Origin of the sequence: Streptomyces parvus (genome assembly GCF_032121415.1) — a bacterium.
GTDB classification, from domain to species: Bacteria; Actinomycetota; Actinomycetes; order Streptomycetales; family Streptomycetaceae; genus Streptomyces; species Streptomyces globisporus_A.
Genome location: NZ_CP135079.1, coordinates 6,707,894 through 6,734,647 on the forward strand (window position 1 = coordinate 6,707,894; position 26,754 = coordinate 6,734,647).

Annotated in this window: 27 protein-coding genes and 1 pseudogene; 17 read left to right on the top strand and 11 right to left on the bottom strand. The window is 74.5% G+C overall.

Annotated elements, in window-relative coordinates:
* Positions 1–11 precede the first annotated feature (11 nt).
* Positions 12–1,112 carry a LacI family DNA-binding transcriptional regulator gene (locus tag RNL97_RS31075; RefSeq protein ID WP_030584247.1) on the bottom strand — a complete coding sequence of 367 codons (1,101 nt, stop codon included), beginning with the start codon at positions 1,110–1,112 and terminating at the stop codon, positions 12–14.
* A gap of 203 nt (positions 1,113–1,315) precedes the next feature.
* Here RNL97_RS31075 and RNL97_RS31080 point away from each other — a divergent pair, with 203 nt between their 5' ends.
* The 3 genes from RNL97_RS31080 to RNL97_RS31090 all read left to right on the top strand — a co-directional run bounded on the left by RNL97_RS31080 (position 1,316) and on the right by RNL97_RS31090 (position 3,708).
* Positions 1,316–1,756 (top strand): nuclear transport factor 2 family protein, encoded by a 441-nt coding sequence (locus RNL97_RS31080; protein WP_243316044.1) that lies wholly within the window; start codon positions 1,316–1,318, stop codon positions 1,754–1,756.
* A complete protein-coding gene (locus RNL97_RS31085; protein WP_243316046.1) occupies positions 1,753–2,949 on the top strand; it encodes an MFS transporter in 1,197 nt (398 codons plus the stop codon). The genes RNL97_RS31080 and RNL97_RS31085 overlap by 4 nt, the downstream gene beginning before the upstream one ends.
* Positions 2,950–3,042: 93 nt before the next feature.
* Positions 3,043–3,708, top strand: a complete 666-nt coding sequence (locus RNL97_RS31090) for an ATP-dependent endonuclease (RefSeq protein ID WP_243316047.1) — start codon at positions 3,043–3,045, stop codon at positions 3,706–3,708.
* Here the strand turns inward: RNL97_RS31090 and RNL97_RS31095 are convergent.
* Positions 3,695–3,850: pseudogene (locus RNL97_RS31095) on the bottom strand (LacI family transcriptional regulator); the annotation flags it as partial. The gene RNL97_RS31090 and the pseudogene RNL97_RS31095 overlap by 14 nt on opposite strands.
* Between RNL97_RS31095 and RNL97_RS31100 the strand changes: the two are divergent.
* Positions 3,840–4,082, top strand: a complete 243-nt coding sequence (locus RNL97_RS31100; RefSeq protein ID WP_234313407.1) for an alpha-L-rhamnosidase C-terminal domain-containing protein — start codon at positions 3,840–3,842, stop codon at positions 4,080–4,082. The pseudogene RNL97_RS31095 and the gene RNL97_RS31100 overlap by 11 nt on opposite strands.
* 167 nt (positions 4,083–4,249) lie before the next feature.
* Here RNL97_RS31100 and RNL97_RS31105 read toward each other — a convergent pair whose 3' ends face one another.
* The 3 genes from RNL97_RS31105 to RNL97_RS31115 are packed head-to-tail and all read right to left on the bottom strand — an operon-like array spanning position 4,250 to position 8,186.
* Positions 4,250–6,400: an iron ABC transporter permease gene (locus tag RNL97_RS31105; RefSeq protein ID WP_030584232.1), complete on the bottom strand. Its 2,151-nt coding sequence runs from the start codon at positions 6,398–6,400 to the stop codon at positions 4,250–4,252.
* A 2-nt stretch (positions 6,401–6,402) separates the two neighbouring features.
* The gene (locus RNL97_RS31110) at positions 6,403–7,377 is read right to left on the bottom strand and encodes an ABC transporter substrate-binding protein (protein WP_243316049.1); all 975 of its coding nucleotides are present in this window, start codon (positions 7,375–7,377) and stop codon (positions 6,403–6,405) included.
* An 8-nt stretch (positions 7,378–7,385) separates the two neighbouring features.
* On the bottom strand, positions 7,386–8,186 hold the full coding sequence (locus RNL97_RS31115) for an ABC transporter ATP-binding protein (protein ID WP_243316492.1): 801 nt from the start codon (positions 8,184–8,186) through the stop codon (positions 7,386–7,388).
* A gap of 524 nt (positions 8,187–8,710) precedes the next feature.
* Between RNL97_RS31115 and RNL97_RS31120 the strand changes: the two genes are divergently transcribed.
* Positions 8,711–9,154: a subtilase-type protease inhibitor gene (locus tag RNL97_RS31120; protein ID WP_030584222.1), complete on the top strand. Its 444-nt coding sequence runs from the start codon at positions 8,711–8,713 to the stop codon at positions 9,152–9,154.
* A gap of 216 nt (positions 9,155–9,370) precedes the next feature.
* Here the strand turns inward: RNL97_RS31120 and RNL97_RS31125 are convergent, their stop codons facing one another.
* The 5 genes from RNL97_RS31125 to rpmG all read right to left on the bottom strand — a co-directional run bounded on the left by RNL97_RS31125 (position 9,371) and on the right by rpmG (position 13,037).
* Entirely contained in the window at positions 9,371–10,990 is a 1,620-nt protein-coding gene (locus tag RNL97_RS31125) for an MFS transporter (protein ID WP_030584218.1), read from the bottom strand.
* Between the two features lie 82 nt (positions 10,991–11,072).
* Positions 11,073–11,318: a 30S ribosomal protein S18 gene (gene rpsR / locus RNL97_RS31130; RefSeq protein ID WP_030584215.1), complete on the bottom strand. Its 246-nt coding sequence runs from the start codon at positions 11,316–11,318 to the stop codon at positions 11,073–11,075.
* Between the two features lie 89 nt (positions 11,319–11,407).
* Complete coding sequence (locus tag RNL97_RS31135; RefSeq protein ID WP_030584212.1) at positions 11,408–12,562, bottom strand: CobW family GTP-binding protein; 1,155 nt, start codon at positions 12,560–12,562, stop codon at positions 11,408–11,410.
* Positions 12,559–12,813 carry a type B 50S ribosomal protein L31 gene (locus tag RNL97_RS31140; RefSeq protein WP_030584208.1) on the bottom strand — a complete coding sequence of 85 codons (255 nt, stop codon included), beginning with the start codon at positions 12,811–12,813 and terminating at the stop codon, positions 12,559–12,561. The genes RNL97_RS31135 and RNL97_RS31140 overlap by 4 nt, the downstream gene beginning before the upstream one ends.
* A gap of 59 nt (positions 12,814–12,872) precedes the next feature.
* Complete coding sequence (rpmG, locus tag RNL97_RS31145) at positions 12,873–13,037, bottom strand: 50S ribosomal protein L33 (RefSeq protein ID WP_006129270.1); 165 nt, start codon at positions 13,035–13,037, stop codon at positions 12,873–12,875.
* Between the two features lie 70 nt (positions 13,038–13,107).
* Here rpmG and rpmB point away from each other — a divergent pair, with 70 nt between their 5' ends.
* Positions 13,108–13,344: a 50S ribosomal protein L28 gene (rpmB, locus tag RNL97_RS31150; protein ID WP_030584204.1), complete on the top strand. Its 237-nt coding sequence runs from the start codon at positions 13,108–13,110 to the stop codon at positions 13,342–13,344.
* The gene (gene rpsN, locus RNL97_RS31155; protein ID WP_030584201.1) at positions 13,344–13,649 is read left to right on the top strand and encodes a 30S ribosomal protein S14; all 306 of its coding nucleotides are present in this window, start codon (positions 13,344–13,346) and stop codon (positions 13,647–13,649) included. Before rpmB ends, rpsN begins: the two co-directional genes overlap by 1 nt.
* Positions 13,650–13,724: 75 nt before the next feature.
* Here the strand turns inward: rpsN and RNL97_RS31160 are convergent, their stop codons facing one another.
* Positions 13,725–15,002, bottom strand: a complete 1,278-nt coding sequence (locus RNL97_RS31160; protein WP_030584199.1) for a hypothetical protein — start codon at positions 15,000–15,002, stop codon at positions 13,725–13,727.
* 208 nt (positions 15,003–15,210) lie between these two features.
* On the opposite strand from RNL97_RS31160, the gene RNL97_RS31165 reads away from it, so the two are divergent.
* From RNL97_RS31165 to RNL97_RS31210, 10 genes are all read left to right on the top strand, one after another.
* A complete protein-coding gene (locus tag RNL97_RS31165; RefSeq protein WP_030584196.1) occupies positions 15,211–16,197 on the top strand; it encodes an ABC transporter substrate-binding protein in 987 nt (328 codons plus the stop codon).
* The gene (locus tag RNL97_RS31170; RefSeq protein ID WP_030584193.1) at positions 16,194–17,255 is read left to right on the top strand and encodes a FecCD family ABC transporter permease; all 1,062 of its coding nucleotides are present in this window, start codon (positions 16,194–16,196) and stop codon (positions 17,253–17,255) included. The genes RNL97_RS31165 and RNL97_RS31170 overlap by 4 nt, the downstream gene beginning before the upstream one ends.
* Entirely contained in the window at positions 17,252–18,310 is a 1,059-nt protein-coding gene (locus tag RNL97_RS31175) for a FecCD family ABC transporter permease (protein WP_243316051.1), read from the top strand. The genes RNL97_RS31170 and RNL97_RS31175 overlap by 4 nt, the downstream gene beginning before the upstream one ends.
* Complete coding sequence (locus tag RNL97_RS31180; protein ID WP_050500070.1) at positions 18,307–19,194, top strand: ABC transporter ATP-binding protein; 888 nt, start codon at positions 18,307–18,309, stop codon at positions 19,192–19,194. Before RNL97_RS31175 ends, RNL97_RS31180 begins: the two co-directional genes overlap by 4 nt.
* Before the next feature lie 68 nt (positions 19,195–19,262).
* Positions 19,263–19,397 (top strand): streptamidine family RiPP, encoded by a 135-nt coding sequence (gene amiA / locus RNL97_RS31185; protein ID WP_243316052.1) that lies wholly within the window; start codon positions 19,263–19,265, stop codon positions 19,395–19,397.
* Positions 19,398–19,533: 136 nt separating this feature from the next.
* On the top strand, positions 19,534–20,529 hold the full coding sequence (locus RNL97_RS31190; protein ID WP_243316054.1) for a hypothetical protein: 996 nt from the start codon (positions 19,534–19,536) through the stop codon (positions 20,527–20,529).
* Positions 20,526–22,097, top strand: coding sequence for a CocE/NonD family hydrolase (locus tag RNL97_RS31195; protein ID WP_243316056.1), 1,572 nt, complete (start codon positions 20,526–20,528; stop codon positions 22,095–22,097). Before RNL97_RS31190 ends, RNL97_RS31195 begins: the two co-directional genes overlap by 4 nt.
* Complete coding sequence (locus RNL97_RS31200) at positions 22,094–23,461, top strand: YcaO-like family protein (protein WP_030584181.1); 1,368 nt, start codon at positions 22,094–22,096, stop codon at positions 23,459–23,461. The genes RNL97_RS31195 and RNL97_RS31200 overlap by 4 nt, the downstream gene beginning before the upstream one ends.
* A gap of 14 nt (positions 23,462–23,475) precedes the next feature.
* Positions 23,476–24,963: a nitroreductase family protein gene (locus RNL97_RS31205; protein ID WP_243316058.1), complete on the top strand. Its 1,488-nt coding sequence runs from the start codon at positions 23,476–23,478 to the stop codon at positions 24,961–24,963.
* Positions 24,960–26,699: an ABC transporter ATP-binding protein/permease gene (locus RNL97_RS31210; RefSeq protein WP_243316060.1), complete on the top strand. Its 1,740-nt coding sequence runs from the start codon at positions 24,960–24,962 to the stop codon at positions 26,697–26,699. Before RNL97_RS31205 ends, RNL97_RS31210 begins: the two co-directional genes overlap by 4 nt.
* Positions 26,700–26,754: the final 55 nt, after the last annotated feature.

Sequence of the window (26,754 nt, forward strand, 5' to 3'; positions counted from 1 at the left end):
GGGGGCCGCGGTCAGAACCGGGCGGGGGCCGGGCCCGCCGTGGAGCCGGGCCGGAAGGTACAGGCGACCAGGGGTTCGGCCGCCTCCTCCCCGGAGACCAGCGCGGCGAGCATCCGGACGGCCGCCGCCCCCAACTGCGGTCGGGGGATGTCGAATCCGGTGGGAACGGGTTCCTCGGCCAGGTCCGGCGGCGGGCTGCCGAGCAGCGCCAGCGAGGCGTCGCGCGGGCAGTCGATCCCGACGAAGTGCGCGGCGCCGTGCAGGGCGCGCCAGGCGTCGCCGGTGTCGGTCTCCTCCGCGACGAACGCGGTGACGCCCTCGTCGAGCCAGCCGCGCAGCCGCTCCGCGGTCAGTTCCCGCTCGGGGTCGGCGGAGCGGAAGACGGCGGCGGGACCGCCGGGCAGCCCCGCCTCCTCCAGGCCCTTGAGGAAGCCGTGTTCACGGTCGGTGGAGGCGGGCGCCTCGTCGTCCTCCCGCACCAGCACGATGCGCCGGTGGCCGAGCGCCGCGAGATGGGCGACGACCTCCCGGCTGGCGCTGATGTAGTCCGCGCCGACCCAGGCGAGCCCCTCCAGCTCGTCCCGGCGGCCCAGGTGGACGACGGGGAAGCCGTCGGCGACCAGCCGCCGCAGTTCCTCGGCCGGCGCGTGCCGCCCGAGGAACAGGCAACCGTCGGCGAGCCGGACCCGGGCCAGGGCGTTCGGCCCGGCCGCCCCCGCGCCGCCCGTGCTGGAGCCGGTGAAGAGCACCAGGTCGTAGCCGCGCGCCGCGGCCTCCTGCTCGACGCCGACCAGGAACGGGTAGTACGAGTGCTGCACCTCGGTCGGGAACGTGGACGTGAAGCTGAAGACCCCCAGCAGGTTGTTCCGCGCGGCGGCCAGCCGGCTGGCCGCCGGATCGGGGACATAACCGAGCGCCCGCACCGCGTCGAGCACCTTGCGGCGGGTCTCCTCCGAGATCGTCGCGCCCTGCTTCCGGGCCCCGAGCACCAGCGAGACAGTGGCCTGCGAGACCCCGGCGAGCCGGGCGACCTCGGCCTGGCGCGGCCGGGACGTACGGCCCGCGGGGGCGGGCGCGCGGCCCGGCCTGGCCCGCTTCCTGGGTTCTTCCACGGTGTTCCTCCGGATCACTAATGCGTATTAGTAATGCGCATTAGTGAGTCACTGTGGACCCTCGTCCCACACCGGTCAAGGGATCGCGCAAGACTTCTTTCGGCCCTTCTGCCGTCAGGCGGCCGCAGCCTCGGGCCGCGTACGGGTCCCGCCCGCCCCCCCCAGGACGCGCGGCCCGCCCGGCCCGCGGCTACGCTCGCGGCATGGGAGAGAGCGGAGAGGACGAGACCGCCGAGCCGCCCCCGGACCGGGGAACGCCCGAGGCCGAGCCCGCCCGGCTCGCCGCGATCGTCGACGCCTGGGCCGCCGCGATCGTCGCGAACGACGCGGAACGGATCGCCGGCTTCATGGCCGACGAGTGGGTCATCGTCTCCGAGTCCGGCATCACGGACCGGGAGGCGTTCCTCGGCTACGTCCGGTCCGGCGACCTGACCCATGCGGCGATGGAAGCCGTCACCCCGCCGAGGGTCCGGGTCTACGGGGACACCGCGACGGTCACCGCCCGGATCACCAGCACGGCCCACTACGGAGGCCGCCGCTTCGACGCCGACGAGTGGACCACGGACGTCCTCGTACGGCGGGACGAGCACTGGCGGTGCGTGCTGAGCCACATCACCCCCGCGGCCCCGCCCGCCGGTTCATGACCCCTCAGCCACGGAGCGGGAAGCGCCTCGGCTACCCGGCCGCCGCGGCCGTCTTCGCCATCGGCATGGCGGGCACCACGCTGCCCACCCCGCTCTACGGCCTCTACCGGGAACAGCTCGGCTTCTCCGAGCTGATGGTGACGGTGGTCTTCGCCGTCTACGCCCTCGGAGTGATCGCCACCCTGCTGCTCGCGGGGAACGTGTCCGACGAGGCGGGGCGACGGCCGGTCCTCCTGGCCGCGCTGGGCTTCTCGGCGGCCAGCGCGCTCTGCTTCCTGTTCGAGGGAGGGCTCCCCGCCCTGTTCGCCGGCCGGCTCCTCTCCGGGTTCGCCGCCGGACTGCTCAGCGGCGCCGCGACGGTCACGGTGATGGAGCTGGCCCCGCCGAGGCGCGCCGCACGCGCCGGGCTGGCCGCGACCGCCGCCAACATGGGCGGCCTGGGGTGCGGGCCGCTTCTGTCGGGGCTGCTCGCCGAGTACGCCCCCTGGCCCCTGCGGCTCCCCTTCCTCGCGCATCTGGCACTGATCGCCGTGGCCGCGGTGCTGACCTGGTTCCTCCCCGAGACGGTCGCCTCCGCCCGGGTGAGGGGACTGCGGCTGCGGCCCCAGGGTCTGGCCGTTCCGCCCTCGATGCGCGGCGTGTTCACCACATCGGCGGTGGCCGCCTTCGCCGGGTTCTCCCTGCTGGGCCTCTTCACGGCGGTCGCCCCCGCGTTCGTCGCCGAGACGCTCGACGTGCACAACCTGGCCCTCACCGGTCTCGTCGTCTTCTCCGTCTTCCTCGCCTCGACGGCCGGACAGGCGCTCATGGGGAGGGTCGGCGAGCGCCGCGCGCTGCCGGGCGGCTGCTTCGTGCTCGTCGCGGGACTCCTCCTGGTCGGCGCCTCGCTGCTGTTCACCTCGCTGCCCCTGCTGGTCGCCGGAGCCCTGTGCGGCGGCCTGGGCCAGGGGCTGGCGTTCCGCGGTGCGGTGGCGGCGATCAGCGCGGCGGCCCCGCCCGAGCACCGGGCCGCGACCGTGTCCGCGTTCTTCGTCATCGCCTACCTGGGCATCTCCCTGCCGGTCGTCGGCGTCGGCGCCCTCGCCCTCGCCATCGGACTCCGGAACGCCGGACTGACCTTCTCCGCCTGCGTCCTGGCCCTCGCCCTGGGCGTCGGCCTGTACCTGGCCCGCAGGCCTCCCGCGCCCCGGTGACGTAGCGCCGCCCGGGTGGACGGGCCCCGTGGCCCCGCCCGCGTACGCGAAAACCCTTGTCGCACCCGCCGATCATGGTGCGAGACTGGCCGGGTGGACACAGCGACGCGCTTGAGGCAGACGGTCATCTCCTGGGCCGCGGACGACAGCGACACGCCGGCGCCCGCCGAGGCCGGGGCCGCCCGTGACCTGGCGGCCGGGCTGGGCCTGCGCACGGTGGTCCTCGTCGAGGGCGTCAGCGACCGTGCGGCGGTCGAGGCGCTCGCCGAACGCCAGGGCCGCGTCCTGAGCGCCGAAGGCGTCGTGGTCGTGCCGCTCGGGGGTGCCACCAGCATCACCCGATTCCTGCGCCTGCTCGGCCCGGACGGCCTCGGTGTCCGGCCCGCCGGTCTCTGCGACGCGGCGGAGCAGGGCTTCTTCCTCCAGGGCCTGGAGCGCACCGGATTCGGCACCGCTCTCGCCCCCGACGACCTGGAGACGCTGGGCTTCTTCACCTGCCACGCCGACCTGGAGGACGAGCTGATCCGGGCGCTCGGCACCGACGGCGTCCAGCAGGTCATCGACGACCAGGGCGACCTGTGTACCTTCCGGCTCTTCCAGCGGCAGCCCGCCCAGCGGCAGCGGCCGGTCGAGGCGCAGCTGCGGCGCTTCATGGGAACCATCGGCGGCCGCAAGGAGCACTACGCCCGAGCGCTGACCGAAGCCCTGGACCCCAGCCGCCTGCCCCGGCCGCTGGAGGGGCTCCTCACCCACCTCTGACCCCCGGCCCGCGCCCCGGTCCACCGGCCCCCGCCCCCGTCTCCTCCAGGAGCAGACCGGCCGCCGGCGCCCCCGTCGTCGCCGCAGGCCGCCTCACCGATGTGAGCGGCACCGCGGCCGCCGCGAACTCGATGTCGTCGTACCGCGCCCGGGGCCGCTTCGCCTCGCTCCACGGGCCCGTCACCACCGACCGGAAGACGGAGAAGAGCCGTTTCCACCTGGCCGTGGGCCTGCCGCTGAACACCACCGCCGAGGTCTGGATCCCGTCCGCCCGCGCAGAGGACGTCACCCGCCCCGGCGCCCGCTTCCCGCGCAGGGACGACGGCTGCGCGGTCTTCGTGATCGGTTCGGGGCAGTACCGCTTCACGGCCTGAGCCCGCCGGGACCAGGGGCGTGCGCCGTACCGGAGGTCATGCACCGCCGGTACGGCGCACGCGCGCTCCCGGGGCGGGGCTCCTTGCTCGGAGGGCGTCCGGGGGAGCCCCTCGCAGGGAAGCTCGTCATCGCTCCCCGAGGTCTCGGGACTCCCCGCGCCGGCCCGTCAGCCCTCGCGCCTCGACCGCCAGAGCAGCCAGATGAAGTACGGGGCGCCGATCACGGCCGTGAGCAGGCCGACCGGGATCTGCGCCGGGGCGATGACCGTCCGGCCGACCGTGTCGGACACGACCACCAGCAGCGCGCCGAGCAGCGCGCTGACCGGAAGGACCCGCGCGTGGCGGCGCCCCACCAGAGCGCGTGCCGCGTGCGGGGCGACGAGGCCGACGAACCCGATCACGCCGACCGCCGCCACGGCTCCCGCCGTCAGGAGGACGGCGAGGCTCAGCAGGCCCAGCCGGGTGGTGCCGAGCCGCACGCCGAGCAGGGCGGGAGTCTCGTTGTCCAGCCCGATCAGGTCCAGTTCACGGCGCATCACCGCCAGGACCGGCAGCGCGACGACCAGCGCCACCAGCACCGGTACCAGCTCGGGGAACGTCCGCCCGTACGTCGAACCGCCGAGCCAGGCCAGCGCCTTCGTCTCGTTGTACGGGTCGGTGAGCACGATCAGCAGGCTCACGAACGCGCCCGCACCCGCTTGGACCCCGATACCGATCAGCACCAGGCGGTTCTGCTCCAGACCGCGCCGTGCGGCGAGCCCGAACACCAGCGCCGCGGCCGCCGCCGCACCGGCCAGCGCGGAGCCGCCGATCAGCCAGAAGCTCGCCATGGGTACGACGGTGAGCACGGCGACCGCGCCCACCCCGGCCCCGCTGACGACGCCGAGGACGCCCGGCTCCGCGAGCGGGTTGCGCGACACCGCCTGGACGACGGTTCCCGCGACCGCCAGTGCCGCACCGGCCAGCAGGGCGGCGGCGACCCGGGGGACCCGGGTGTCGAGGACGTACGTGACGAACTGCCCCGACCGGCCCGCGAGCCAGTTGCCCACATCGCCCAGCAGCAGCGTCGCGTCGCCGAAGAGCGTCGCCGCCACGATCGCGCCGAGCAGCCCGGCGGCCGTCGCCACCAGGGTGACGACGAACGCGCGTCGGCTGCGCAGCCGGGCGAACGCCGTGGAGCCGCTGTCCGTGCCCATGTCGCGCGACCGGTGGGCCAGGAAGACCAGGACGAGCGCACCGAAGCAGGTCGTGACGATGCCGGTCGGCACCTCGGCACCCGCTTGGGCGCCGAACACCGCACGCAGCAGCACATCCGCGCCGACCACCACGAGCACGCCCGCGAGCGCCGACGCGGGGATGAACGCGCGGTGCCGGACCAGGCCCGGGATCCAGGTGCTGAGCAGCCGGACCACCGCGGGCGCGCACAGGCCGACGAAGCCGACCGGCCCCGCGACCGCCACCGACACCGCCGCCAGCAGCACCGCGAGGATCACCGCGATGCTGCGCGTCAGCCGGGGGCTCACCCCCACGACCGCCGCCCCGTCGTCGCCGAGGGCGAGGATGTCCAGCCGTCGGCCCATCAGCATGAGCCCGGCGAACGCCACGAGCGCGACCGGGGCGAGCCGGTCGATGGACTGCATGCCGATCTGGGCCAGCGAGCCATTGCCCCAGGCGAACAGCCCGGTCGTCTGCTGGGAGCGCAGGAGAAGGAGCATCCCGCTCAGCCCGGACAGCGCGAGGGTGAGCGCGGATCCCGCCAGCACCAGCCGGATGGGTCCGGCCCCGGCCCGGGACAGGCCGAGCACGACGGCCGCCGCGAGGAGCCCGCCGAGGAACGCCGTGGCCCCGGCGGGCAGTGCGGGCAGGGAGATGCCGAACGCGGCGACGGTGACCACCGCGAGATACGCGCCCGCGTTCACGGCGAGCGTGTCGGGGGACGCCAGCATGTTGCGCGACACCGACTGGAGGGCCGCGCCCGCCGCGCCGAGCGCGCACCCGACGAGGAGTCCCGCGGCGAGCCGGGGCAGCCGGGAGTCCAGGACCACGGCGGCCGTCTGCTCGTGCGCGGTCCGGTCGGACGAGGAGCCGGTCGCCAGCTGCCAGAGCGTGTGCAGATCGACGGCGGCGGTGCCCTGGCTCACGTGCGTCAGCGCGAGGGCGCCCAGGGCGAGGAGCCCCGCGAGCGCGAGGAGGAACATCCGGCCGCGACGGGCCGGCGGGGCGGCCGCCGCCGGGGACACGGCCCCGGCCGGACCGGCCGCGCCCGCCACCGTCTTCACGGCGGCGGGCGGGGCGGCGGTTGCGGTGCGGGTGCTCATCGTCAGGCGGTCAGCGCGCCGACGAGGGCGTCGATGTACTCGCGCATCGACGCGGTGCCGCCGAACATCCAGATGCCGTCGGGCAGCCGGTGGACCTCGTCGTTCTTCACGAACGGGAGGGACTTCCACACCGCGTTGTCCTTGAGGCCGTCGGCGAACGGGTCACCGCCGTCGGAGTCGTTGGCGATGTAGGCGAACTGTGCGTCGCCGATCTTCGTGAGGCCCTCGACGTCGGTCGCGGCCAGGCCGTAGGCCTTGTCGCCCTTCAGCTTCCAGGGGTCGACCAGGCCGAGTTCGGTGTTCACGTCGGAGAGCAGCGAGCCCTTGACGTACGGACGCACCGAGACCTGGTTGCCCTCCTGCCAGCCGTCGGCGAAGGCGACCTTCTCGCCGTCCAGTCCGGCGTCCGCGAGCTTCTTCCTGCCGTCGGCGACCGCCTTGCGGAAGGAGTCGACCTCGGACGCGGCCTTGTCCTCCTTGCCGGTGGCCTTGCCGATGAGTTCGACGGTGTCGACCATCTGGTCGATCTGCCGGCTCGCGTCGGCCGAGCGGACCACGGCGACCGGGGCGGCCTTCGACAGCTGCGCGATGGCCGAGTCGGACAGGTCGGTGGTTGCGACGATGAGGTCGGGCTTCAGGCCGGCCACGGTGGCGACGCTGGGCTCGCCCCGGGTGCCTATGTCCTTGACGCCCTTGGTGAGCGGGGCGGCCGTGTCGTAGGCGGTGTAGCCCTTGACGTCGGCGACGCCGACCGGCTGCACGCCGAGGGTCACCAGGGTCTCGACGACGTTCCACTCGGTGCCGACGACGCGCTTGGCCGGTCCGTCGAGCGTGATCTTCTTGCCGCGGGAGTCGGTGACCGTCACCGCGCTGTCCCCGGCGGACTCCTTCTTCGGCGCCTCGGTGGTGCCGCACGCCGTCAGGGCGAGGGCGGCCGCGGCGGCGAGGACGGGCCACGTCAGGTGCTGGTTCTTCATGAGGGTGTTCAGGGCCTTTCGGTACGAAGGTGGTGGCGGCCGACCGCGCGCGTGCGCGGGATGCCGGTGGGGGAGTCGAGTTCGACGTCGATACGGATGCCGTAGGCGTCGGTGAGCCGCTCTGGGGCGTACACCTCGGCGGGCGTTCCCGCGGCGACGATCCGACCGGACGAGAGGAGGACGACCTGGTCGGCCACGGCGGCGGCCTGGTCCAGGTCGTGGAGCACGACCCCGACGGTGACGCCGTGGGTGTCGGCCAGATCGCGGACGAGGTCGAGGATCTCCACCTGGTAGCGCAGGTCGAGATAGGTGGTGGGCTCGTCGAGCAGGAGCACGTCGGTGTCCTGGGCCAGGCAGCAGGCGAACCAGACGCGCTGCAACTGCCCGCCGGAGAGGCTCTCCACCCCGCGGTCGGCGAACTCGGTGAGGTTCGTGACGGTCAGCGCGTGCTCGACCATCCGGGCGCCGTCCGGGTCCGCTCCCCGGATCCGGCCCCGGTAGGGGTGCCGGCCGAATCCGACCACGTCGCGCACGCTGAGCCCGGCCGGTGCGGTGCGGCTCTGCGCCAGCAGGGTGACGCGGCGGGCGAAGTCGGAGCGCGACAGGGCGAGGGCGTCGACGGGCGCACCGTCCCCGGCCCCGGCGGCCACGGTCACGCTGCCGGTGCGGGCCTTGTGCAGCCGGGCCACGGCCCGCAACAGGGTGGACTTCCCACTGCCGTTCGGCCCGATGAGCGCGGTGACGCGACCGCGCGGCAGCCGGAGGTCGGCGCCGTGCACGACGTCGGTGCGGTCGTACGCGACCGTCATGTCGCGGGCGTCGAGGCCCGCGTCGTCGGCGGTGAGGTCAGTGGCACCGGCGGCGGGCGCGGAGCGCCCTGGCGGTGGGTCTTCTCGGTCGAGGGCAGGAGCGATCACGAGCGTGAGGTTAGCCTAACCTAAATTGCCCTGGTCAAGAGGGGTTCGGAATCGTGTCCTCCGCGTGACCCTCGGGGGGCGGCCCGCGCATCGGCCGACGGTCGCCGCCAGATGCGACAGTGGGGGTGTCGGGCCGGGCCGAGGTCCCGGATGGCGGTACTTTCCGGCCGAAGCGGTGGTTTGGCGCACCGGGCCGCTTCGGCGTTTCCGCAGTTCAGGCGGTCGTTTCGAATTGAACCGCCGAAGTCTGTCCATATGCTGGACGATTCACCCGGGGCCTCTGAGCTGCCCGAATGACCATTCGGTCGGTTCGGACGCCCATCTGCGGCTGGAAGCTGGCCGTCGATGTGCGCCTACTTTCCGCATGCGTAAGACTCCTGACCGCAATCAGGCACCCGACCAAGGAGTTTTCACCAATGCGACGCAACCCTCACGTCATCTTCGCGACCATCACGGCGAGCACTCTTCTGCTCGGTGGTCTTGTGACGGCCACCGCGCAGGCCGCACCGGCGAAGGCGGAGAGTCTCTACGCCCCCTCGGCTCTCGTTCTCACCGTCGCCCGGGGCGAGGACCCGATGACCGCCACCGCCGAGCGGGCCGTGACGCTCTCCTGCGCCCCCACCGCCGAGGGAACGCACCCCGACCCCGCCGGGGCCTGCAAGGAACTGGAGGCGGTGCAGGGCAAGTTCGCCGAACTCGCCGCCGGCCCGTCGAACCGGACCTGCACCCGCCAGTGGGACCCGGTCGTGGTGACCGCGCACGGCGTCTGGCAGGGCAAGCCGGTCCAGTTCAGCACCACGTACGGCAACGCCTGCGAGATGGCGGGCAGCATGAACGACAACGCCGTCTTCGCCTTCTGACCCACCGGGGCCTGCCGACGCCGGGCTGACGGAGCGCCACACCGTCCCGCCCACCGCGTCCGGCTCCGGGCCCCGTCCGGCGTGCCCCGCACACGCCCCCGTGCACGATGACCGGGAGCCCGCGGTCGCCCCAGCCGTCTCCGCCGCGGCAGGCAGCGATCCGCCCCGGTCGGCCGGCATCGCCCGACCGCGTCCGTCCGGCTCAGGGCGTCCCGCTCACGGGTCGGAAGGCTCCTCCCTCGTCACCCGGGTCCCCGGATGGCACAGCGAGATGAGGAACGCGATCCCCAGGGCGATGGCCATCCCGTAGAAGACCCACTGGTTCGCCTCGGCGAAGTCCATCCGGATCGCCGACATCGAGTCCCGTACGGTCTCGGCCACCGGTCCCGAACCGGACGGCCCCCGGGAGTCCCCCTGACCGGTCACCGACTGGGCGATGGACTCGGCGATGTCGTGCGACTCACCGTTCGGCACGCCCTTGTCCCGCAGCGTCTCGTCCACCTTGGTGATCGTCGTATGGGTCAGCAGGGTGCCGTAGACGGCCAGTCCGATGCTGGCCGCGAAGTTCCGCACGGTCTGGGTGATGCCGGTGACCTCGCCGTAACTGGCGTCGATGGCCCGGTTCACCGCGTCCGTCGAGGCCGGCGCCAGCAGCAGTCCGATCCCCGCGCCCGCCATGGCCGCGTACAGCCACTGGTCGTGCATCGAGAGCGTCGTCAACTTCCCCGCCCACAGGGCGAACCCGACCGCGCCGAGCGCCGTGCCGAGCTTCATCGCGGGACGCGCGCCCCGCTTGTCGAGGATCCGGCCGCCCCACTGGGAGGCCAGCCCGAAGCCGATGAAGAAGTACAGGAGATACAGCGCGGCCTGGTTCGGCGACGCGCTGAGGGAGACCTGCGCGTACACGGAGGCGAAGAAGAACACCGGGACGAACGCCATCATGGCGAAGAACAGCACGGCGTTGTCGACGCTGAACGCCAGGTCGCGGAAGACCCGCAGTTTGATCAGCGGGAAGCGGGTGCGCAGCTCGAACCGGCAGAAGACCGCCAGCACCACCAGGCCGCCCGCGATACAGGCCCAGGTGGCGACGGAGTCCCAGCCCCAGGTGGACGACTGCTGCAGCCCCAGCACCGTCAGCCCCATGCCGACGGCGACCAGCGCCGCTCCGGCCAGGTCCAGCGGCTCACGGCGGGCCCGGTCCGGGATGCGGGCCAGCAGGGCCAGGACGATCGCGACGACGGCTACGGGGACGTTGACCCAGAAGATCGCCCGCCAGGTCCACGCGGTGAGCCAGCCGCCGAGCAGCGGCCCGATCGCGGTGAGCGCACCGGAGACACCGAAGAAGAGCGCGAGCGCCCGCCCGCGCCGCTCCACCGGGAACACGGCGATGACGACGGCGAGCGCGGCGGGGAACATCAGGGCCGCCCCGATGCCCTGCACGGCCCGGAAGCCGATCAGCCAGGCCTGCGCGGCATCGCCGGAGGGCACCGCGCCGCACAGCGCGGAGGCGATGACGAAGACGAGTGTGCCGATGAGCATCACGCGGCGGTGCCCGAAGATGTCGGACAACCGACCGCCCAGAGCGAAGAAGGCGGCCAGCGTGAGCAGATAGGCGTTGACGACCCACTGCATCTGCGAGGAGGTGAGACCGAGTTCGTCGATGATGTCGGGGGCGGCGATCGCGACGATGGTCTGGTCGATGAACGTCATCGACACCGCGAACAGCATGGCGGCGAGCGCGAGGCCCTGGTTCGGCGGGCCGCCCCTGCGGCCCGCTGTTCCCGGATCCGACGGCCTCGGACCGGAGGCGCCCTTCTCCGGGATGTCTCTGCCCATGCGTCCATGGTCCCCGTGCTGCCGCCGTGCTGCATCCCGAGCCCCAGAACGCGCCCCCGCCGCAGGCCGAGGGCGTCGCGCGCTACTTGCCCGCGGTCCCGGAGTACGGCAGGAGCGCCATTTCGCGGGCGTTCTTGATGGCCGCGGCCATCTGGCGCTGCTGCTGGGCGCTGATCCGGGTGACGCGGCGGCTGCGGATCTTCCCCCGGTCGGAGATGAACCGCCGCAGCAGATCGGTGTCCTTGTAATCGATGTACGTGATCCCGGCGGCATCCAGGGGGTTCGGGCGGTTCTTGAGCGGCTTGCGGGGGTCCTGCTGACGTGCCATGAGGCTTCCTCGTGCTCGGTGGGCTGGGTGGGCGGTCGGTGGATGCGGGCGGACTGGGGGGTGGAGTTACGGGCGTGGGCCCGCCGGTCTCAGTGCACGGGGTCGAGGAGCGCGTCGAACGCGGCGGGCAGGCTCTTCCACGCCTCCCGGCCCGACCCGTACTCCTCGTCGGTGAGGAGGCAGGAGTCCAGCAGGCCGGTCAGCCCCTCGCGGTCGAGGCCGGGGGAGACGAAGACCAGGTGCTGGCAGCAGTCGCCGTGCTCGGGGTGCCAGTCCAGCGCGGCGGCCGCCTGCCGGTAGGGCGGCACCATGGACCAGGCCGCGTCCGGGAGCGAGGCGAGCCAGGGGCCGGTGTTCTCCACGCAGAGCGCGCCGCCCGCCGCGTCCCAGGAGAGCAGGGTGTCGGGCCGGTCCGCGAGCCAGAACCGGCCCCGGCTGCGGGCCGCGGCGCAACTCAGGTCCTCCAGCGCGTCGAACAGGCGCTCGGGGTGGAAGGGCCGGTGCCGCCGCCAGACGAGCGTGCCCACCCCGGCCTCCTCCGCCTCCTGCGGCAGGAGCGCGCAGGCCGGGTGCTGGCCGGCTGCCGCCGCCTCCACGTCGAACCCGGCGAACGCCAGCCGGGCCAGCTCCGCCGATCCCGCCGTCGCCTGACGGGCCATCGGGTTCAACTGCCGGATCAGGGCGCGGTCCTCGTCGTCGGCCGCCGGGTTCGGCGCCACGGCCAGGACGGGGGCGTACTCCACCTGCCGGGCCCAGGTGTCGCCGATGGTCCGCCGGTCGGCTGGCGCCGCCGCGAGACCGGCCTCGGCCAGATCGTCGCCGTTGGAGAGGCAGGGCAGAGCGAGCGTGGGGTCGATCGCCGTGAAGACGTTGGTGACATCGGCGGCGTCGGTGTGCGCGGCGATCACCTCGGCCATGGACTTCGGCTCGACGGAGTCCCAGAGCTCCAGGACGGCGAGCCGGGTCACCCCGTCCCCCGCGAGCCGTTCGAGTTCCGGGACGAGGTCCTCGCGCAGCGCGCAGCAGGCGCATTCGTTCACCAGCGGCGTTTCGCCGGAGGCCAGCTCACCGTCGGCGTCCCGCAGGGAGCGACGGACCGTCCCGCCGGTGGCCGTCGACAGGTCGTGGTGCAGCGCGACGCTGTGCGGTACCTCCCGCAGCAGCCCCTCCACGACGTCGCCGCGCGCCTCGGAGTGCAGGCCGCAGACGATGACGACGGGCAGTTTCGCGCGGTGCCCGCTCACCGGGCCTCACCGCGTCCGTAGCGGCGCTCGAAGCGCTCGACGCGTCCGGCGGTGTCCAGCACGCGCGCGGTGCCGGTGTAGAAGGGGTGGCTCGCGGAGGAGATCTCCACGTCGACCACCGGGTAGGTGTTGCCGTCCTCCCAGGTGACGGTGCGATCGCTGGTCATGGTCGAGCGGGTCAGGAACGCGAAGTCGGCGGCCTTGTCGCGGAAGACGACGGGGCCGTAGGCGGGATGGATTCCGGGCTTCATGACGGTGTCCTCGGGTGGGGCTTCAGGGGTGTGCGGGATGCGCGGGTGCGGGGCGGGCCTCAGCGGTCCTCGCGGAAGTCGACATGGCGGCGGGCCACCGGGTCGTACTTGCGCAGCACCATCCGGTCGGGGTCGTTCCGCCGGTTCTTACGGGTGACGTAGGTGTAGCCGGTCCCCGCGGTGGAGCGGAGCTTGATGACCGGGCGTACTTCGTTGCGAGCCATGGACGCTACTATATGGCAATGGTTTCCATTTTCAATAATGGATGCGTCGAAGGAGAGGCAGGTAACTTTCATGTCCGCCCACTGCCAACTGACCGGCTCCAAGCCGGGATTCGGCAACAAGATCTCCCACTCGCACCACCGGACGTCCCGGCGGTTCGACCCGAATGTCCAGCGCAAGCGGTACTGGCTGCCCGGTGAGGGGCGCTATGTGCGCCTCACGCTGAGCGCCCGGGCGATCAAGACCGTCGACAGCATCGGCGTCGAAGCAGCGGTCGCGCGCATCCGCGCGCGGGGGGAGAAGGTCTGATGGCGAAGAAGAGCAAGATCGCGCGGAACGACAGCCGCCGGGCGACCGTGGAGCGTTACGCGGCTCGCAGGGCCGAGCTGAAGGAGATCATCCGCCGGCCCGGCACCCCGGAGCGTGAGCGTCTCGCCGCGGTGGAGGAGTTGCGGCGGCAGCCGCGCGACGCCAGTGCCACCCGGGTTCGCAACCGTGACAGCGTCGACGGCAGGCCGAGGGGGTATGTGGGCAAGTTCGGCCTCTCCCGGGTCCGGATGCGGGAGCAGGCCCACGCGGGATTCCTGCCCGGAGTGACCAAGTCCTCCTGGTGACACCGGGCTGAACGGGCCGCGTGGGGCGGGCGGTGGTGCGGCAGGTCCCGCCGCGCCACCGCCCCCGACGCCGCTCTAGCGGCCGACCGGGTCCGCGTGTGCCCCGTCCCCGGCCGTCACGAGCGCGAGGTGGCCCCCGTCGTCCAGAGGTGTCGGGACGGTCAGGGTCGACAGCAGGGCCGCCTTGTCCGCGTCGAAGACGTGGACCTCGCCATGGCCGCCCCGGCTGACCGCCACCAGGCCCCCACCGGGGGAGGCGGCGACCGCCCGCCGCTGCACGCCGTCCCAGGGGGTCCCGCCGCGCCGCGGCGCACCGGACATGGCGGGCAGGGGCAGTCGCGCGCCCACCTCCGGGCGGGATCCGGCCGTCGGGGGAGCGGTGAGCAGGATCAGCTCGTCGCCGTCCGGGTGGACGCGGGTGAACGCGATGTGGCGGGCGGTCACCGCGAGCCGGAAGACCAGCCCGGGCCCCAGGCCGAGCCGCCCCGTCTCGCCGGTGTCCAGGTGGTGCCACCAGGCGTCGTTGGACCAGTCCGGCCACTGCCCCGGATCGCCCGGCCCGCCGCGCACGCACGACCAGAGCAGCCGCCGCACGGGATCGAGTCGCAGGTAGTAGCCGCGCCCGCCGGAACGCCCGTCGGCGGACCAGGGCAAGGGGGCCTCGGAGGCCAGGTCCTCCCCTTCCCGTCGTGCGCGATGCACGCCCGAGCCCGCCGCGGCGAACAGCCGCCCGGTGAGCGGGTCGTGGGCGTCGCCGTGCCCGTCGTCGTCCGGCAGGGCCATCCGTCGCACCGGGACCGCCGGCGGGCAGGAGGGGGCCGACCGCATCAGCTCGCGGTGCCGGTGGACCAGCAGTTCGCCCGGCTCCCGGTGGCGGACGACCACGAGTGGGGACGCTCCGCCGAGGACCGTGACCCCCGGCTCGCCGGTCCGCCCTCGCACGCGTACGGCGACGGCGCCGTCCGGTGCGTCGAGGTCGACGGCCGTCAGCAGACCGGTCCACGCCTCCTCGTTGCGGCCGAGGCCGGTGGTCACCGCGAGGCGCCGCCCCTCCGGGTCCGCCGCCAGATGCTCGGCGGGGACCGCGACCGGTATCCGCCGCCGGACCAGGGGCCGCCCGGCGCCCGGTCCGTACGGATCGAGGACCAGCAACTCGCCCGCCCGGTCGTCGACGCAGGCGACGAGCCCGCGCGGCAGCGCGAGAAAGCCCGCGTGCTCGGCGAGGTGCCGGTGGTTCAGCTCCGCCCGCTCCGTGCCGTCCGGGAGGTCGAGGAGGCTGAGCCGCCCCGCGACGTGGTCGGAGACCAGCAGGCGCGGCGGCGCGGGAGGAGCGGGGGGCGAGGTGTGCGGCATGGCGAACTCCCGGGGCAGGTCGGGTCGGTGAGGGCGGCGGGGGTGATGGGGCGTTGCGGAGGCCGGCTGATCCCGGCGGAAACCCCGCTCACTTTATTGGAAATGATAATCATGTGTAAGGTTTCGGCTTGTGGCGGGGATCGTCCCCGGGGCTCCGCCGCCGGCTGCCGCAACCCCGGGACCGCACAGGAACGTTGAGGAACCGTCGATGCCACGAACCGCGCTGAGAGTCCGCCGCTGGGCCGCGATCGCCGTACTGGGAGGCCTGCTCGCCGGATGCGGCACCGAGAACGCCGACCCCGGCCCCGGGGCACCGGCCGCGGCGGCCGGTTCCGGAGCCCGTACGAGCACGGAGGTGCGGCCCATCGAGGCCGCCCCCCGGATCACCGACGCCAAGGGCGTCACGGTCTCCCTGCCGAAGCCGCCGGAGAAGATCGTCTGCCTGGTCGCCCTCTGCGACGACATCCTCGTCGAGCTGGGCATGACCCCCACCGCCACCAACTCCCAGGTGCTGGCGCACCCGGAGTTCCTCGGCAAGGAGGAGGCGGCGAAGATTCCGGTCGTGCCCGGCGGCTTCCTCAGCCCCGAGGTCGAGGCGATCCTCGCCCACGAGCCCGACCTGGTCATCGGCCTGGAGGACACGCACGGCAAGCTGGCCCCCGCGCTGAAGGGCGCCACGACGTTCTGGCCCCTCCAGCCCGGATCCTGGCAGGACAGCGTCGGCTACCTGCGCGATCTCGCCGCACTCACCGGCCGCACCGCACAGGGAGAGAAGGCGGAGAAGGCCTTCCGCACCCGCCTGGCGGAGGCGGAGCAGCGCAAGAGCGACAAGACCGCGCTGATCATCTACGGCAGCGACGAGAACTTCGGCGTGGCCACCCCCGAGACCGATGTGGCGGCCGGGCTGTTCCCGAAGATCTCCCAGTACCCCTGGAAGAGCCGGGGCGTCGACGGCAGTTACAGCCTGGAGGAGATCCTCGCCCGGGACGTCGATGTCCTGTTCGTGGAGACCCTGTCCTTCGGCGCGCCCGACGGGAAGCTCTCCGAGAAGCTGGCGAAGAACCCGCTCTGGTCCCGCATCCCGGCCGTGAAGAACGGCAAGGTCATCGAGGTCGACTCCGAGGTGTGGGCCAAGGGGCGCGGCACCCGGTCCCTGGGCGTCGTCCTCGACGAGGCGACGGCCGCACTGCGGTGAGGCGTCCGCCCGTGGCGCTGCTCTGCCTGGGGGCGGCCGCCCTGGTGAGCGCGGTCTGTGCGCTCAGCCTCGGCACGCCGTACGTCCCGCCCGCCCGGCTCCCGGCCACGCTGGGATCGGACGGGCTCGCGGGGCTCGTCGTCACCGAACTGCGGCTGCCCCGCATGGTGCTGGCGCTGATCGCGGGCGCCTGTCTGGGCGCCGCGGGCCTCGTGCTCCAGGAGGCCCTGCGCAACCCGCTGGCCGTGCCCGAGATGCTGGGGGTCTCCTCCGGGGCGGCTCTCGGTGTCGCCGCACCGCTGGTCCTGTCCCTGGCCGTCCCGCTCGGGCTGCAGCCCTTCCTCGCCCTGGCCGGGGCGGCGCTCGGCGGGCTGCTCACCCTGGTCGCCGCCGGATTCGGGCGGAGCCCCTCGGCGGTCCTGCTGACCGGGGCCGCCGTCGCCGCCGCGCTCCAGGCCGCCCTGCTGGTGCTCATGGTCATGGCCGACCAGCTCGACCTCCAGCTCATCTACCGCTATCTGCTGGGCAGTCTGTCCGCCCGCACCTGGGACGACGTCACCGGTCTGCTGCCCTGGCTCGCCGTGGCCGTCCCCGCGCTGGTGCTGTGCGTGCCGGTGCTCGGTGTGCTGCGGCTCGGCGACGACGACGCCCGCGCGCTGGGCGTACGGGTGGAGAGGGCGCGGGTGGCCGCCCTGGGCATCGCTGTCGTCCTCATCGCCCCCGTCGTCGCGGTCTGCGGACCGGTGGCCTGGGTCGGGTTCCTCGCCCCGCACCTCGCCCGCCGCCTCCGCCCGGACGGCGGCGCGGCCGGGTGGCTCGTCCGGTCCGCCATGTGCGGTGCGACCGTCGTGCTCTGCGCCGACCAGCCGGCCCGGCTCGCGCTCGCCCCGGTCGAGACGCCCGTCGGCGCCTGGACCGCCCTGGTCGGCGTGCCGGTCGGGGTCCTCCTGCTGAAACGGGGGAGACGGCCCGCCCGGGTCCGGGGGTCCGTGTCCCCGCCCGCACCGGTGAGTCCGCATCACGCCCCCGCTCCCGTACTGCGGAAGGCGGAACGATGACCTTCCTCGACACCGCCCCCGGACCCGCCCGCCGGGCCCTGCGCGCACCGGGTGTCCGGATCGGCGGCCTGGCGCTGCTCGTCGCGGTGATCGCCTGCGCCGGACTCTTCGCCGGCCGGGGCGTCACCCCCGAAGGTGTGCGGGCCGTGCTGCTCGGGGGCGGTGACGACCCCACCGCCGAGCACATCGTGCTCCAGCTCCGGCTGCCCCGCATGCTGGTGGCCCTGGTCGCCGGGGCCTGCCTCGGGGTGGCCGGGCTCGTGCTCCAGTCCGCCCTGCGCAACCCGCTGGCCGGACCCGAGGTCACCGGCGTGACTCCCGGCGCGGTGCTCGGCGCGGTGACCGCGACCGGCCTCGGCCTGGCCGGCTGGGAATCCCCCACGGCCGTCGTCGTGGCGGCCTGCGTCGGCGGCTTCGCCGGGGCGGGCCTGCTGTGGCTGCTCGCCGGGCGGGACCGCGGCGACCCGGAGCAGACCGCCGTCTACGGGGTCCTCGTATCGGCCGTGCTCGCCGGACTCACCGCGGTCGTCCTCCTGGTGGCCCCCGGCGAACTCGGCAGCGTCGTCCAGTGGTTGATCGGCTCCACCGAGGGCCGGGTCTGGCAGCACTGGAATCTGCTCTGGCCGTGGGCCGCCTTCTGGGGCGCGGCGGCCTGGCTGCTCGCCGGGCCGCTGACCCTGCTGCGCTGCGGCGACGAACAGGCCGCCGCCACGGGTCTGGCCACCGGGCCGGGCCGGGGAGCGGCACTCGTGTGCGCGGTGGCGCTGACGGCCGGCGCCGTGTCAGCGGTGGGCGCCCTCGGATTCGTCGGGCTGCTGGTGCCCCATCTGGCGCTGGCCGTCTTCGGCGCCGATCTGCGCGTCACGCTTCCGGGCGCCGCGCTGCTCGGTGCCGCGGTGGTGTGCGGGGCGGACGCCGCCGCCCAACTGCTGTCCCCGCCGCTGGCCGCGGCTTTCGACGCGGACCGGCTGACCCTCCCGGTCGGCGCCCTGACGACCTGCGTGGGGGCGGGGCTGCTGATGGTCGTGGCACGGCGGCGGGCGGACGAGAGATGAGGGAGAGAGCAAGGGAGAGAGCAGTGGAGAAGAGCGTGACGACGAGCGCCACACCGAAAGCCCCGGACGTCGTCCGGGCGGAGGGGCTGGCCTTCGGCTACCCCGGACGCCCGGTGCTGCGCGGGGTGGACCTGAGCATCCGGGCCGGTGAACTGGTCGCCCTGATCGGGCTGAACGGATGCGGCAAGAGCACCTTCCTCAAGCTCGCCGCCGGACTGCTCACCCCGAGCGGCGGGCGTGTGTTGCTCGACGGCGACGACGTGGCGCGGCTGTCCCGCCGCACCGCCGCCCGGCGCGTGGCGCTGCTCCACCAGTCGGCGCCCTCGGTACCGGGACTGACCGTACGCCAACTCGTACGGCAGGGGCGTTATGCCGCCCGGGGGCCGCTCGGGATGCTGCGCGAGGGCGACGACGAGGTCACGTCCCGGGCGCTGGCAGACGTCGGTGTCACCGCCTGGGCCGACCGGCCCGTGGACGCGCTGTCCGGAGGTGAACGCCAGCGTGTCCGGCTGGCCATGGCGCTGGCCCAGGACGCCCGCGTGCTGTTCCTCGACGAGCCGACCACCTATCTCGATCTGCGCCACCAACTGGAGGTGCTGCAGACGGTCGTACGGCTGCGCGCCGAGCGCCGGCTGACGGTGGTGATGGTGCTGCACGACCTCAACCACGCCGCCCGGTTCGCCGATCGGATCGTCGCGCTCCGCGAAGGCCGCATCGCCGCCGACGGGCCTCCGGCCGAGGTGGTCACCCGGCGACTGCTGGCCGAAGTCCTCGGCGTGGAGGGCCGGGTGGGGACCGACGACGAGGGCGGCTGGCCCGTCTGTTACCCAGATCACCCTCTCGACCCACTCCAGCTATTGCGGAATGAAAATCATATTCATTAGTGTCTGTGCTGCGGCACGCACCAACGCCGCGACCCACACCCATCCGATCTGAATGGAGGCTTCAACTCATGGAGCAGAACAAGGTGTTCAGCCCGATCGCCGACCAGGGCCAGCTCGCCCACCTCTCCGCCACCCACTCGAACGCCCTCGTCGAGAACCCCTTCGACGACTCCGTCGAGGCCGACACCGCGGCCGAGAAGTAAGCGACTCCTGCCGCTGAAGGCAGGTCTCCCGCCTGGCGCGGGGGCGGGCCCGCCCGGTGACAGCCCGGGCGGGCCCGCCCCGTTCGGCCCCGGACGTCCCGTCCCCGTCTTCCCCCTCTCCGACCCGGAGGATTCCGTGACCCGCAGTCGACTCGCTCCCGGCACCGGGATCGTCACCGTTCCCGGAGCTGCCCCCGTGCTCCGGACCTCCGGAGGGGAGTTCCTGCGCATCGACACCGGCGGCGTCACCGGGGAAGCCCTGGTGCGCCGGCTGACGGGGGAGGAGACCCCGGGCGGACAGACGCCGAGTGAAGACCTGCAGAGCACCGGACTCGCCCGGCTCGTCGAGGCGTTCGAGACCGCTGGGCACGCGGTGTCCGTTCCGCCCCGGGCTCCGCTCACCGACCGCACCGTCCACGTCCTCGGCGACCCCGTACTCACCGGCCCCGTGGCCCGCTGCGCCGGGGCGGAAGGGGCCGAGGTTCACCGGATCACCCCCGACCACGTGGCGGAACTCGCCCGGGCAGCCCCGGGCCACCGCCCCGTAGGGCGTGTCGCCGTGGTGTGGTGCCTGGACTCGCCGGTCCCCGAAGGGCTCTGGGACGCGGCGGACGGGCTGCCGGGCCGGCGCGTCGCCTGGCTGCGCTGCCACCGCGAGGGCTCCCACAGCTGGATCGAGCCCCTCGCCACGGAGCCGGGAGACGTCACCTCCCGGCATGTCCGTCTCCGCAGACTCGCGGCCACCCCCGCCCATCGCGAACTCGCCGCGTACTGGGCCGGACACCGCACCCCCGACACCGGCCCCCATCCCACCGAAGCGTCCGCCGCCCTGATCGCCGCGCTGCTCACCGCCGACCTGATCGCCTGGGCCGAAGCCGAAGCCGAAGCCGAAGCCGAAGCCGAAGCCGAAGCCGAAGCCGAAGCCGAAGCCGAAGCCGCGGGTGCGGGTGGGGGTGGGGCGGGTCGGCAGTCGGTCGGCCTCCCGGCCCGCCGGCGGCTGCGACGGATCGATCTGCGCGACCTCACCTTCACCGAGCACCCCGTGCTCCCCGTCCCGGACGTCGCGCCGCTGCCCGCGCCGGGCCCGGTGGGGAGGCGCGCCGGGACGAGCACCGCCGCGGCCCGCCGATGAACACCCGTACCGTGTCCGTCCGCACGCCGGACGGCACCCCGCTCGCCACCGACGTGTGCCTCCCGGACGGGAACCGCCCCCGTCCCGCCGTCCTGATCCGCACCCCGTACGGGCGCGAGGCCCACCGCGCCGAGCTGCGCGGCTGGGCGGCACACGGATTCGCCGCCCTCGCCCAGGACGTGCGCGGCCGCCACGGCTCGCCGGGGGAGTGGCACCCGTACCGGGACCACGAGAAGACCGACGGCGCGGCCACGGTCGCCTGGGTGCGGGCACAGGCGTGGAGCAGCGGAGAGGTCGTCGCCGTCGGTGCCTCCTACGCCGCGTACTGCGCCCTCGTCACCACGCTCGACGTCCCCGACGCAGCCCCTGGTGCGGTGGACCGCAGGGGAGTCCCGGACGCCGTCATCGCCGCCGTTCCCGCCCTCGGGCTCACCGAGACCGCGCGCGAGCCCGGGGGGCCGGAGCGGTTGTGGGCCCGGGCCGGCTGGTGGGCGGCCCACGGCGACCGGCGCGACTCCGACCCGGACGCACTGGAGCGGGCTCTCGCCGACGACCCCCGGCTGCTCGAACACCTCCCGGTCGCCCGCCTGGCGGAGCGGCTGGCCACGGGCCTCGGGCGCGAACTGCCGTCCTGGCCCCGGCTCTGGACCGACCAGGGGCGAGGGCGGCTCGTCGCGCTCGGCTCCACCGTCCGCCTTCCCCTGCTCGCCGTCGGCGGCACCCGCGACCCCTTCGCCGAGGACACCGTGGCCCTCTGGCGCGGGTGGGGCGGACCGGCGCGTCTCCTGCTCGGCCCCTGGGGTCACCGCCTCACCGCCGAACGCGCCCTGCCGGCCCGCGCCCGCCTCAACCTCGGTTCGCTGTATGTACGGTGGGCCCACGCCGCGCTCGCCGGCCGCCTGGAGCCGACACGGCACGGGGTCATCGCCCTCGGCGACAGCGGCCGTTGGCACACCACCCGGGGGTGCGGCGCCCATCGGCCCGAGACCGTTCCCGAGGCGGAGTGCCGCTGGTCCTTCGGCTCGCCCACCGGTCTACGGCTCCTCCAAGGAGCCGAGTTCAGCGCCGACCCGGAGCGCCCCGTACGCTCCGACGACCTCGCCGTCCCGGTCGACGGCTACCCCGCAGACCGCTGTCTGCTGCTCTCGCCGCCGCTGCCCCGCCCGCTCGATCTGGCAGGGGCCGCCGTGGCCCGGATCACGGCCACGGCCGACACCCCCTCGGCCGACTGGGCCGTACGCCTGACCGCGCTCGACCCGTCCGGCCGGGCCGATCCGCTCGCCTTCGGCATCGTCCGGCGCGCCGGCCCGCCCGGCGAAGCCGCGGACATCACCGTGCCGCTCGGCACCCTCGGGCGCAGGCTGCCCGCCGGGACCCGGTTGCGGGCCGAGATCGCCGGACACCACTTCCCCGCCCACGCCCGCAACCCGCACACCGGCGACGACCCGGTCACGGCCACCCGGCTCCTCCCGTCCCGCCGCACCGTGAACCCCCGGGGCAGCGCCCTCCACCTGCCCGTCGTCGCCCGACGCCGCTATGTCGAGCCCGTACCGGAGATATGCCGTTGACCAGCGCCCTGCCCCTCGAAGCCCTCGTCGACCCGGTCAGCGGGATCGTCCGCGCCGTCGCCCCCGTCGAGCACCCCGCCGGTGCGCCGCCCCGCTACACCGCGATGACCGCCGACGTCGCCGACGCCCGCCGCCTCGGTGCCTGGCCAGCCGACCGCGTCTCGCTCGGCACCACGTTCGGCGACCCCCGGGGCGCCTGGATCGCCGCGGTGGCCGAGGCCGTGGAGCGCTACTGCGGCAACCGCCTCCCGCCGCCCGGCCACCCCCAGGAGCCCCGGCGGGCCACCGCGGCCGAGCTGACCGCCGAGGGGGGCCGCCTGTACGGCCCCGACGCCCTGCCGGCGTACGCACCGTGGCAGTACGGCCGCCCGGGCTTCCCGTACGCCGAACTCACCCCCGACACGCCGGCGCTGTGGACCCGGGCCGCCGAGAACGGGGAACCCTGCTGGGCCCCCGTCGCGCTCACCCATCTCAACTGGCGTCAGGGAGAGCTGCGTTCCCTGCCCCGCACCCACCACCTCAACTACGCGGGCATCGCCACCGGGCAGGGCTTCGACGACGCCGTCGAGCGCGGGCTCCTCGAAGTCGTCGAGCGCGACGCGCTGGAGCTGTGGTGGCACCTGGACGGACCGACGCGTGGCATCGACCCGGGGAGCGTTCCCGGGCTCACCGAGGACCTGGCCGGCTGCGGGCTGGACGTGCACATCGTGGAGATGCCCTCCGAGTTCGCGCCCTGCGTCGCGGCCCTCGTGCACGATCCCGGACGCGGTATGTACGCGGCGGGGTTCGCCTGCCGGTACGACCCGGCGGAAGCGGCCCGCAAGGCCGTCCTGGAGGCCGTGCACACCTGGGTGTTCACCCAAGGCACGGTGGATGCCGACGGGTGGGTGTACCGGGCGGTCGAGGCCGGGATGCTCGCCCGCGGCCTCTACCTCGACCACCGGGCCGACCGGCGCTATCTCGACGACTGCGGGCCCGAGTTCGCCGCCGTACGCGACCTCGGCGCCCATGTCCAGGTCTGGCTGGACGACCGGATGGCGCCGCTCGCCCGACGCTTCACCGAACCCGCCCTGGGCCTCGTGCCGGTCACCGCGATCACTCCCGGCAGCCGCGCCGCGCTCGACGCGGCGCTCGCCGCCGGGAGCCACCGGGTCATCACCGCGGACCTCACCACGGAGGACGTCGCCGAGACCACGCTGCGCGTCGCCCGGGTCCTGGTCTCCGGACTGATCCCCAACGCCCCGGCCGCCTTCGGATACTTCGGCTGTCCGCGTTTCGCCGAAGCGGCGCTCGCCCGGGGCTGGCGCACCCAACCCCCGACAGCAGCTGAGGACTTCACCCTCGCCCCGCCGCCGCACATGTGATGGAGCGCGCCACCATGCCCGACACACCCCACCGAGCCGCCGCGCCCGCTCGCGGAGTGGGCGCCGTCCTGCCCGCCGCACCGGGTCTCCTGCGCGCGGCGCTCGCGGACGCCAGGTCGCCGCGCGTTCCGGAGCTCTCCCCGCACGTTCCGGAGCGCCCGTTCCCGTGGAACGGCCCCGCGACCACGTACGTCAGCGACCCCGGGACCGCGATCGACCTGGGCCGTGTGCTGCGACTCTCCCTGGCCGCACCCGACGGCACACCGGGCCGGCTGCGCCCCGCCCCCTCGGCGGGTGCTCTGCACCCGGTGCGCGCCCACCTGCTGCTCGGGCAGGGATGCTCGCTGCCGCCCGGGCGTTACGCCTACGACCCGCGCACCCACCGCGCCCATTCGCGCGGCCCCGCCCCCGACGGCGTACCCCCGGGCGCTTTCGTCGTCCTCACCGTGGCCGCGTCCCGCACCGTCGCGCACTACGGCCACCGGGCCTGGCCGCTGCTGCTTCTCGACGCGGGGCATGCCGCCGCCGCCCTGGCGCTGGCGGGGGCCACGACCGCCGACGTGCTGGTCTCTCTCGACGCGGACGGCCTTTTCCTGTCCGGCGCGGCCGGACTGCCGGACGCCCCGGACTGGCCGGACGCCTGGCCCGGCACCGAGCCGGAACTTCCGCTCGCGGCCGTACGCTTGACGCCCCCGGGCAGCCCCGTCGACGCCGGACCGCGGCTGGGCCCCTGGGCCGCTCTGCCCCGCGCCTCGGCTCCGACGCCGCAACCAGGAGCCGACACCGCCCCGCCCCGTGAACTCGCGGCGGCACGGCACCTGCTGCACCACATCGCCGGAGCACCCGGGCGGCCCGACGGCACCTGGCACCCGGCCCCGCGCCCCGGACGGGTGAGCGAGGAGACTCTGGAGCAGCGCCGGAGTGCCCCGCCCGAGGAGCTGAACCGCCCGCCCGGCAAGGAGCCGCTGTCCCGGATCCTGGCCACCGCCGAGCGCGTGCTGCCGGAAGGGCCCGCCTGGACGGTGGCCGTGGGCGGTGCCACCCCGGCCCTGTACGCGGCGGCTCCCGGCAGGCCGGGACTCGACGTCCGCGCCGTGGGCGACGCGCGTCCCACGCTCGCCCGCTGGGCCGCGGGCCAGCAGTGGATCGCCGCCGCGGGCGCGGTGCTCCTCGCCCACGGCTGCCCCGAGGACGCCCGGGGGGCCACCGTCCGCAGCAGCCACATCGTCGCGGGATACGCGGCCGGCACGGCCCAGGCGCACGCAACCGCACTGGGCCTGCGCTCACGCCCCATCGGCTCCTGGCAACGGGCCGACCTGGGTGCGGCCCTCGGCGACACCCCCGGACGCGACTGGATCGTGCACGGCCTCGCACTCGGCGCACGCCCGACGACAGCGGCCACCCCGGCCACGACCGCGGTCACCTCAGCCCCCATGCCAGCCACCCCATCCACGGCATCCGCCGCCCCGGCGGCCCCGCCCGGCGAGGAAGAACGCCCATGATGCTCCACCCCGAACTCCTGCGCGCAGCGCGCACCGCCAGGCGCCCGCTCGGCCTCGCCACCGCGCTGCTCGCGGCGGTCACCGCCACCCACCTCGCCCAGGCCGTCCTCCTCGCCCTCGTGCTCTCCCGGATCGCACAGGGGGAGACGGCCGCCCTCGCCCCGCTGCTCACGGCCGTGATCGCCGTCGTCCTGGTCCGCGCCGCCCTCGGTCGCGCCCAGCGCCTGACCGCCGTCACGGCCGGTGCCACCGTACGGGTGAGGCTGCGCGACACCCTGCTGGAGCGGCTCGGCGCGCTCGGCCCCACCGCGATCACCGGTGCGCGGGCCGGAGCCGTACGGGCCACGCTGGTGGACGGGGTCGAGGGCGTCGACGCGTACATCTCGCGCTACCTGCCCCAACTCCTCATCACCGCCGCCGTACCGCCGCTGCTGCTCCTCGCCGTCGCTCTCGCCCAGCCGTACGCGGCCCTCGCCCTCGGGCCCGCGCTCCTGCTCGCCCTCTTCGGGCCGCGCTGGTGGGACCGGCTGCTGGCGCGGCGCGGCAAGGAGCACTGGGACACCTACGAAGCCCTGGCCGCCGACTACCTGGAGGCCCTCCAGGGGATGCCGACGCTGCGCAACGCCGGTGCCGTGGGCCGCGTACGGGAACGGCTGGAGCGGCGGTCGGCCGCCCTGCACCGGAGCACCGTCGCCAAACTGCGGGTCTCGCTCGTCGACACCGGCCTCACCGACCTGGCCGTCCAGGGCGGCACGGTCGCCGCCGTCCTCGTGGCGTGCTCCTCGGCCGCCACCGGCCGCACCGCCGCCACCGGCACCTACCTCCTGCTCCTGCTCGCCTCCGAGTGCTTCCGCCCCGTCCGCGACCTCTCCCGCGAGTGGCACGCGGGCTACCTCGGGGTGTCGGCGGCCGACGGAATCGCCGCCCTGCGCACCGCCGAGGCCGCCGTGCAGGACCGGGGCACCGTGACCGCCGACTGGGAGGCCGCGCCCGAGATCCGTTTCGAGGACGTGCACTTCACCCACCCGCGGAGCGCCCGGCCCGCCCTCGACGGCGTGTCCTTCACCGCCGCCGCCGGGCGTACCACCGCCGTCGTCGGCCCGTCCGGCGCGGGGAAGTCGACCGTGCTGAGCCTCCTGCTACGGCAACGGGACCCGGACGCCGGGCGCGTCACCGTATCCGGGACGGACACCGCCGCGTACACCCTCGCCTCGCTGCGCCGGGGCATCGCCGTGGTCTCGCAGGAGACCTACCTCTTCCACGCCACGATCGCGGAGAACCTGCGCATCGCCCGCCCGGCCGCCACGGACGGACAACTGCGCAGCGCCGCCCGCACCGCCGGGATCGACGAGGAGATCGCCCGGCTCCCGGACGGTTACGCCACCCTGGTCGGCGAACGCGGCGCCACGCTCTCCGGCGGACAGCGCCAACGGCTCGCCCTGGCAAGGGCGTTGCTGGCCGACGCCCCGGTCCTGATCCTGGACGAGGCCACCAGCGCGGTCGACGAACGCGGCCAGGCGCGCATCGTCCGGGAACTGGCGGCGGCCGGTCGCGGCCGCACCTGCATCGTCGTCGCCCACCGGCTCGACGCCGTCCGCCACGCCGACCACATCGTCGTCCTCGACGCGGGCCGTGTGGCCGCGGCGGGCGACCACACCACCCTGCTCGCGGGCGGCGGCGTGTACGCCTCGCTGGTCGCGGCCGGACGCACCACCCAGGAGGAGCGCGCCGCATGACCCAGCCCCCGGACTCCGCCCCGGCCCCGACCCCGCGCATGACCCGGTCCCCGGA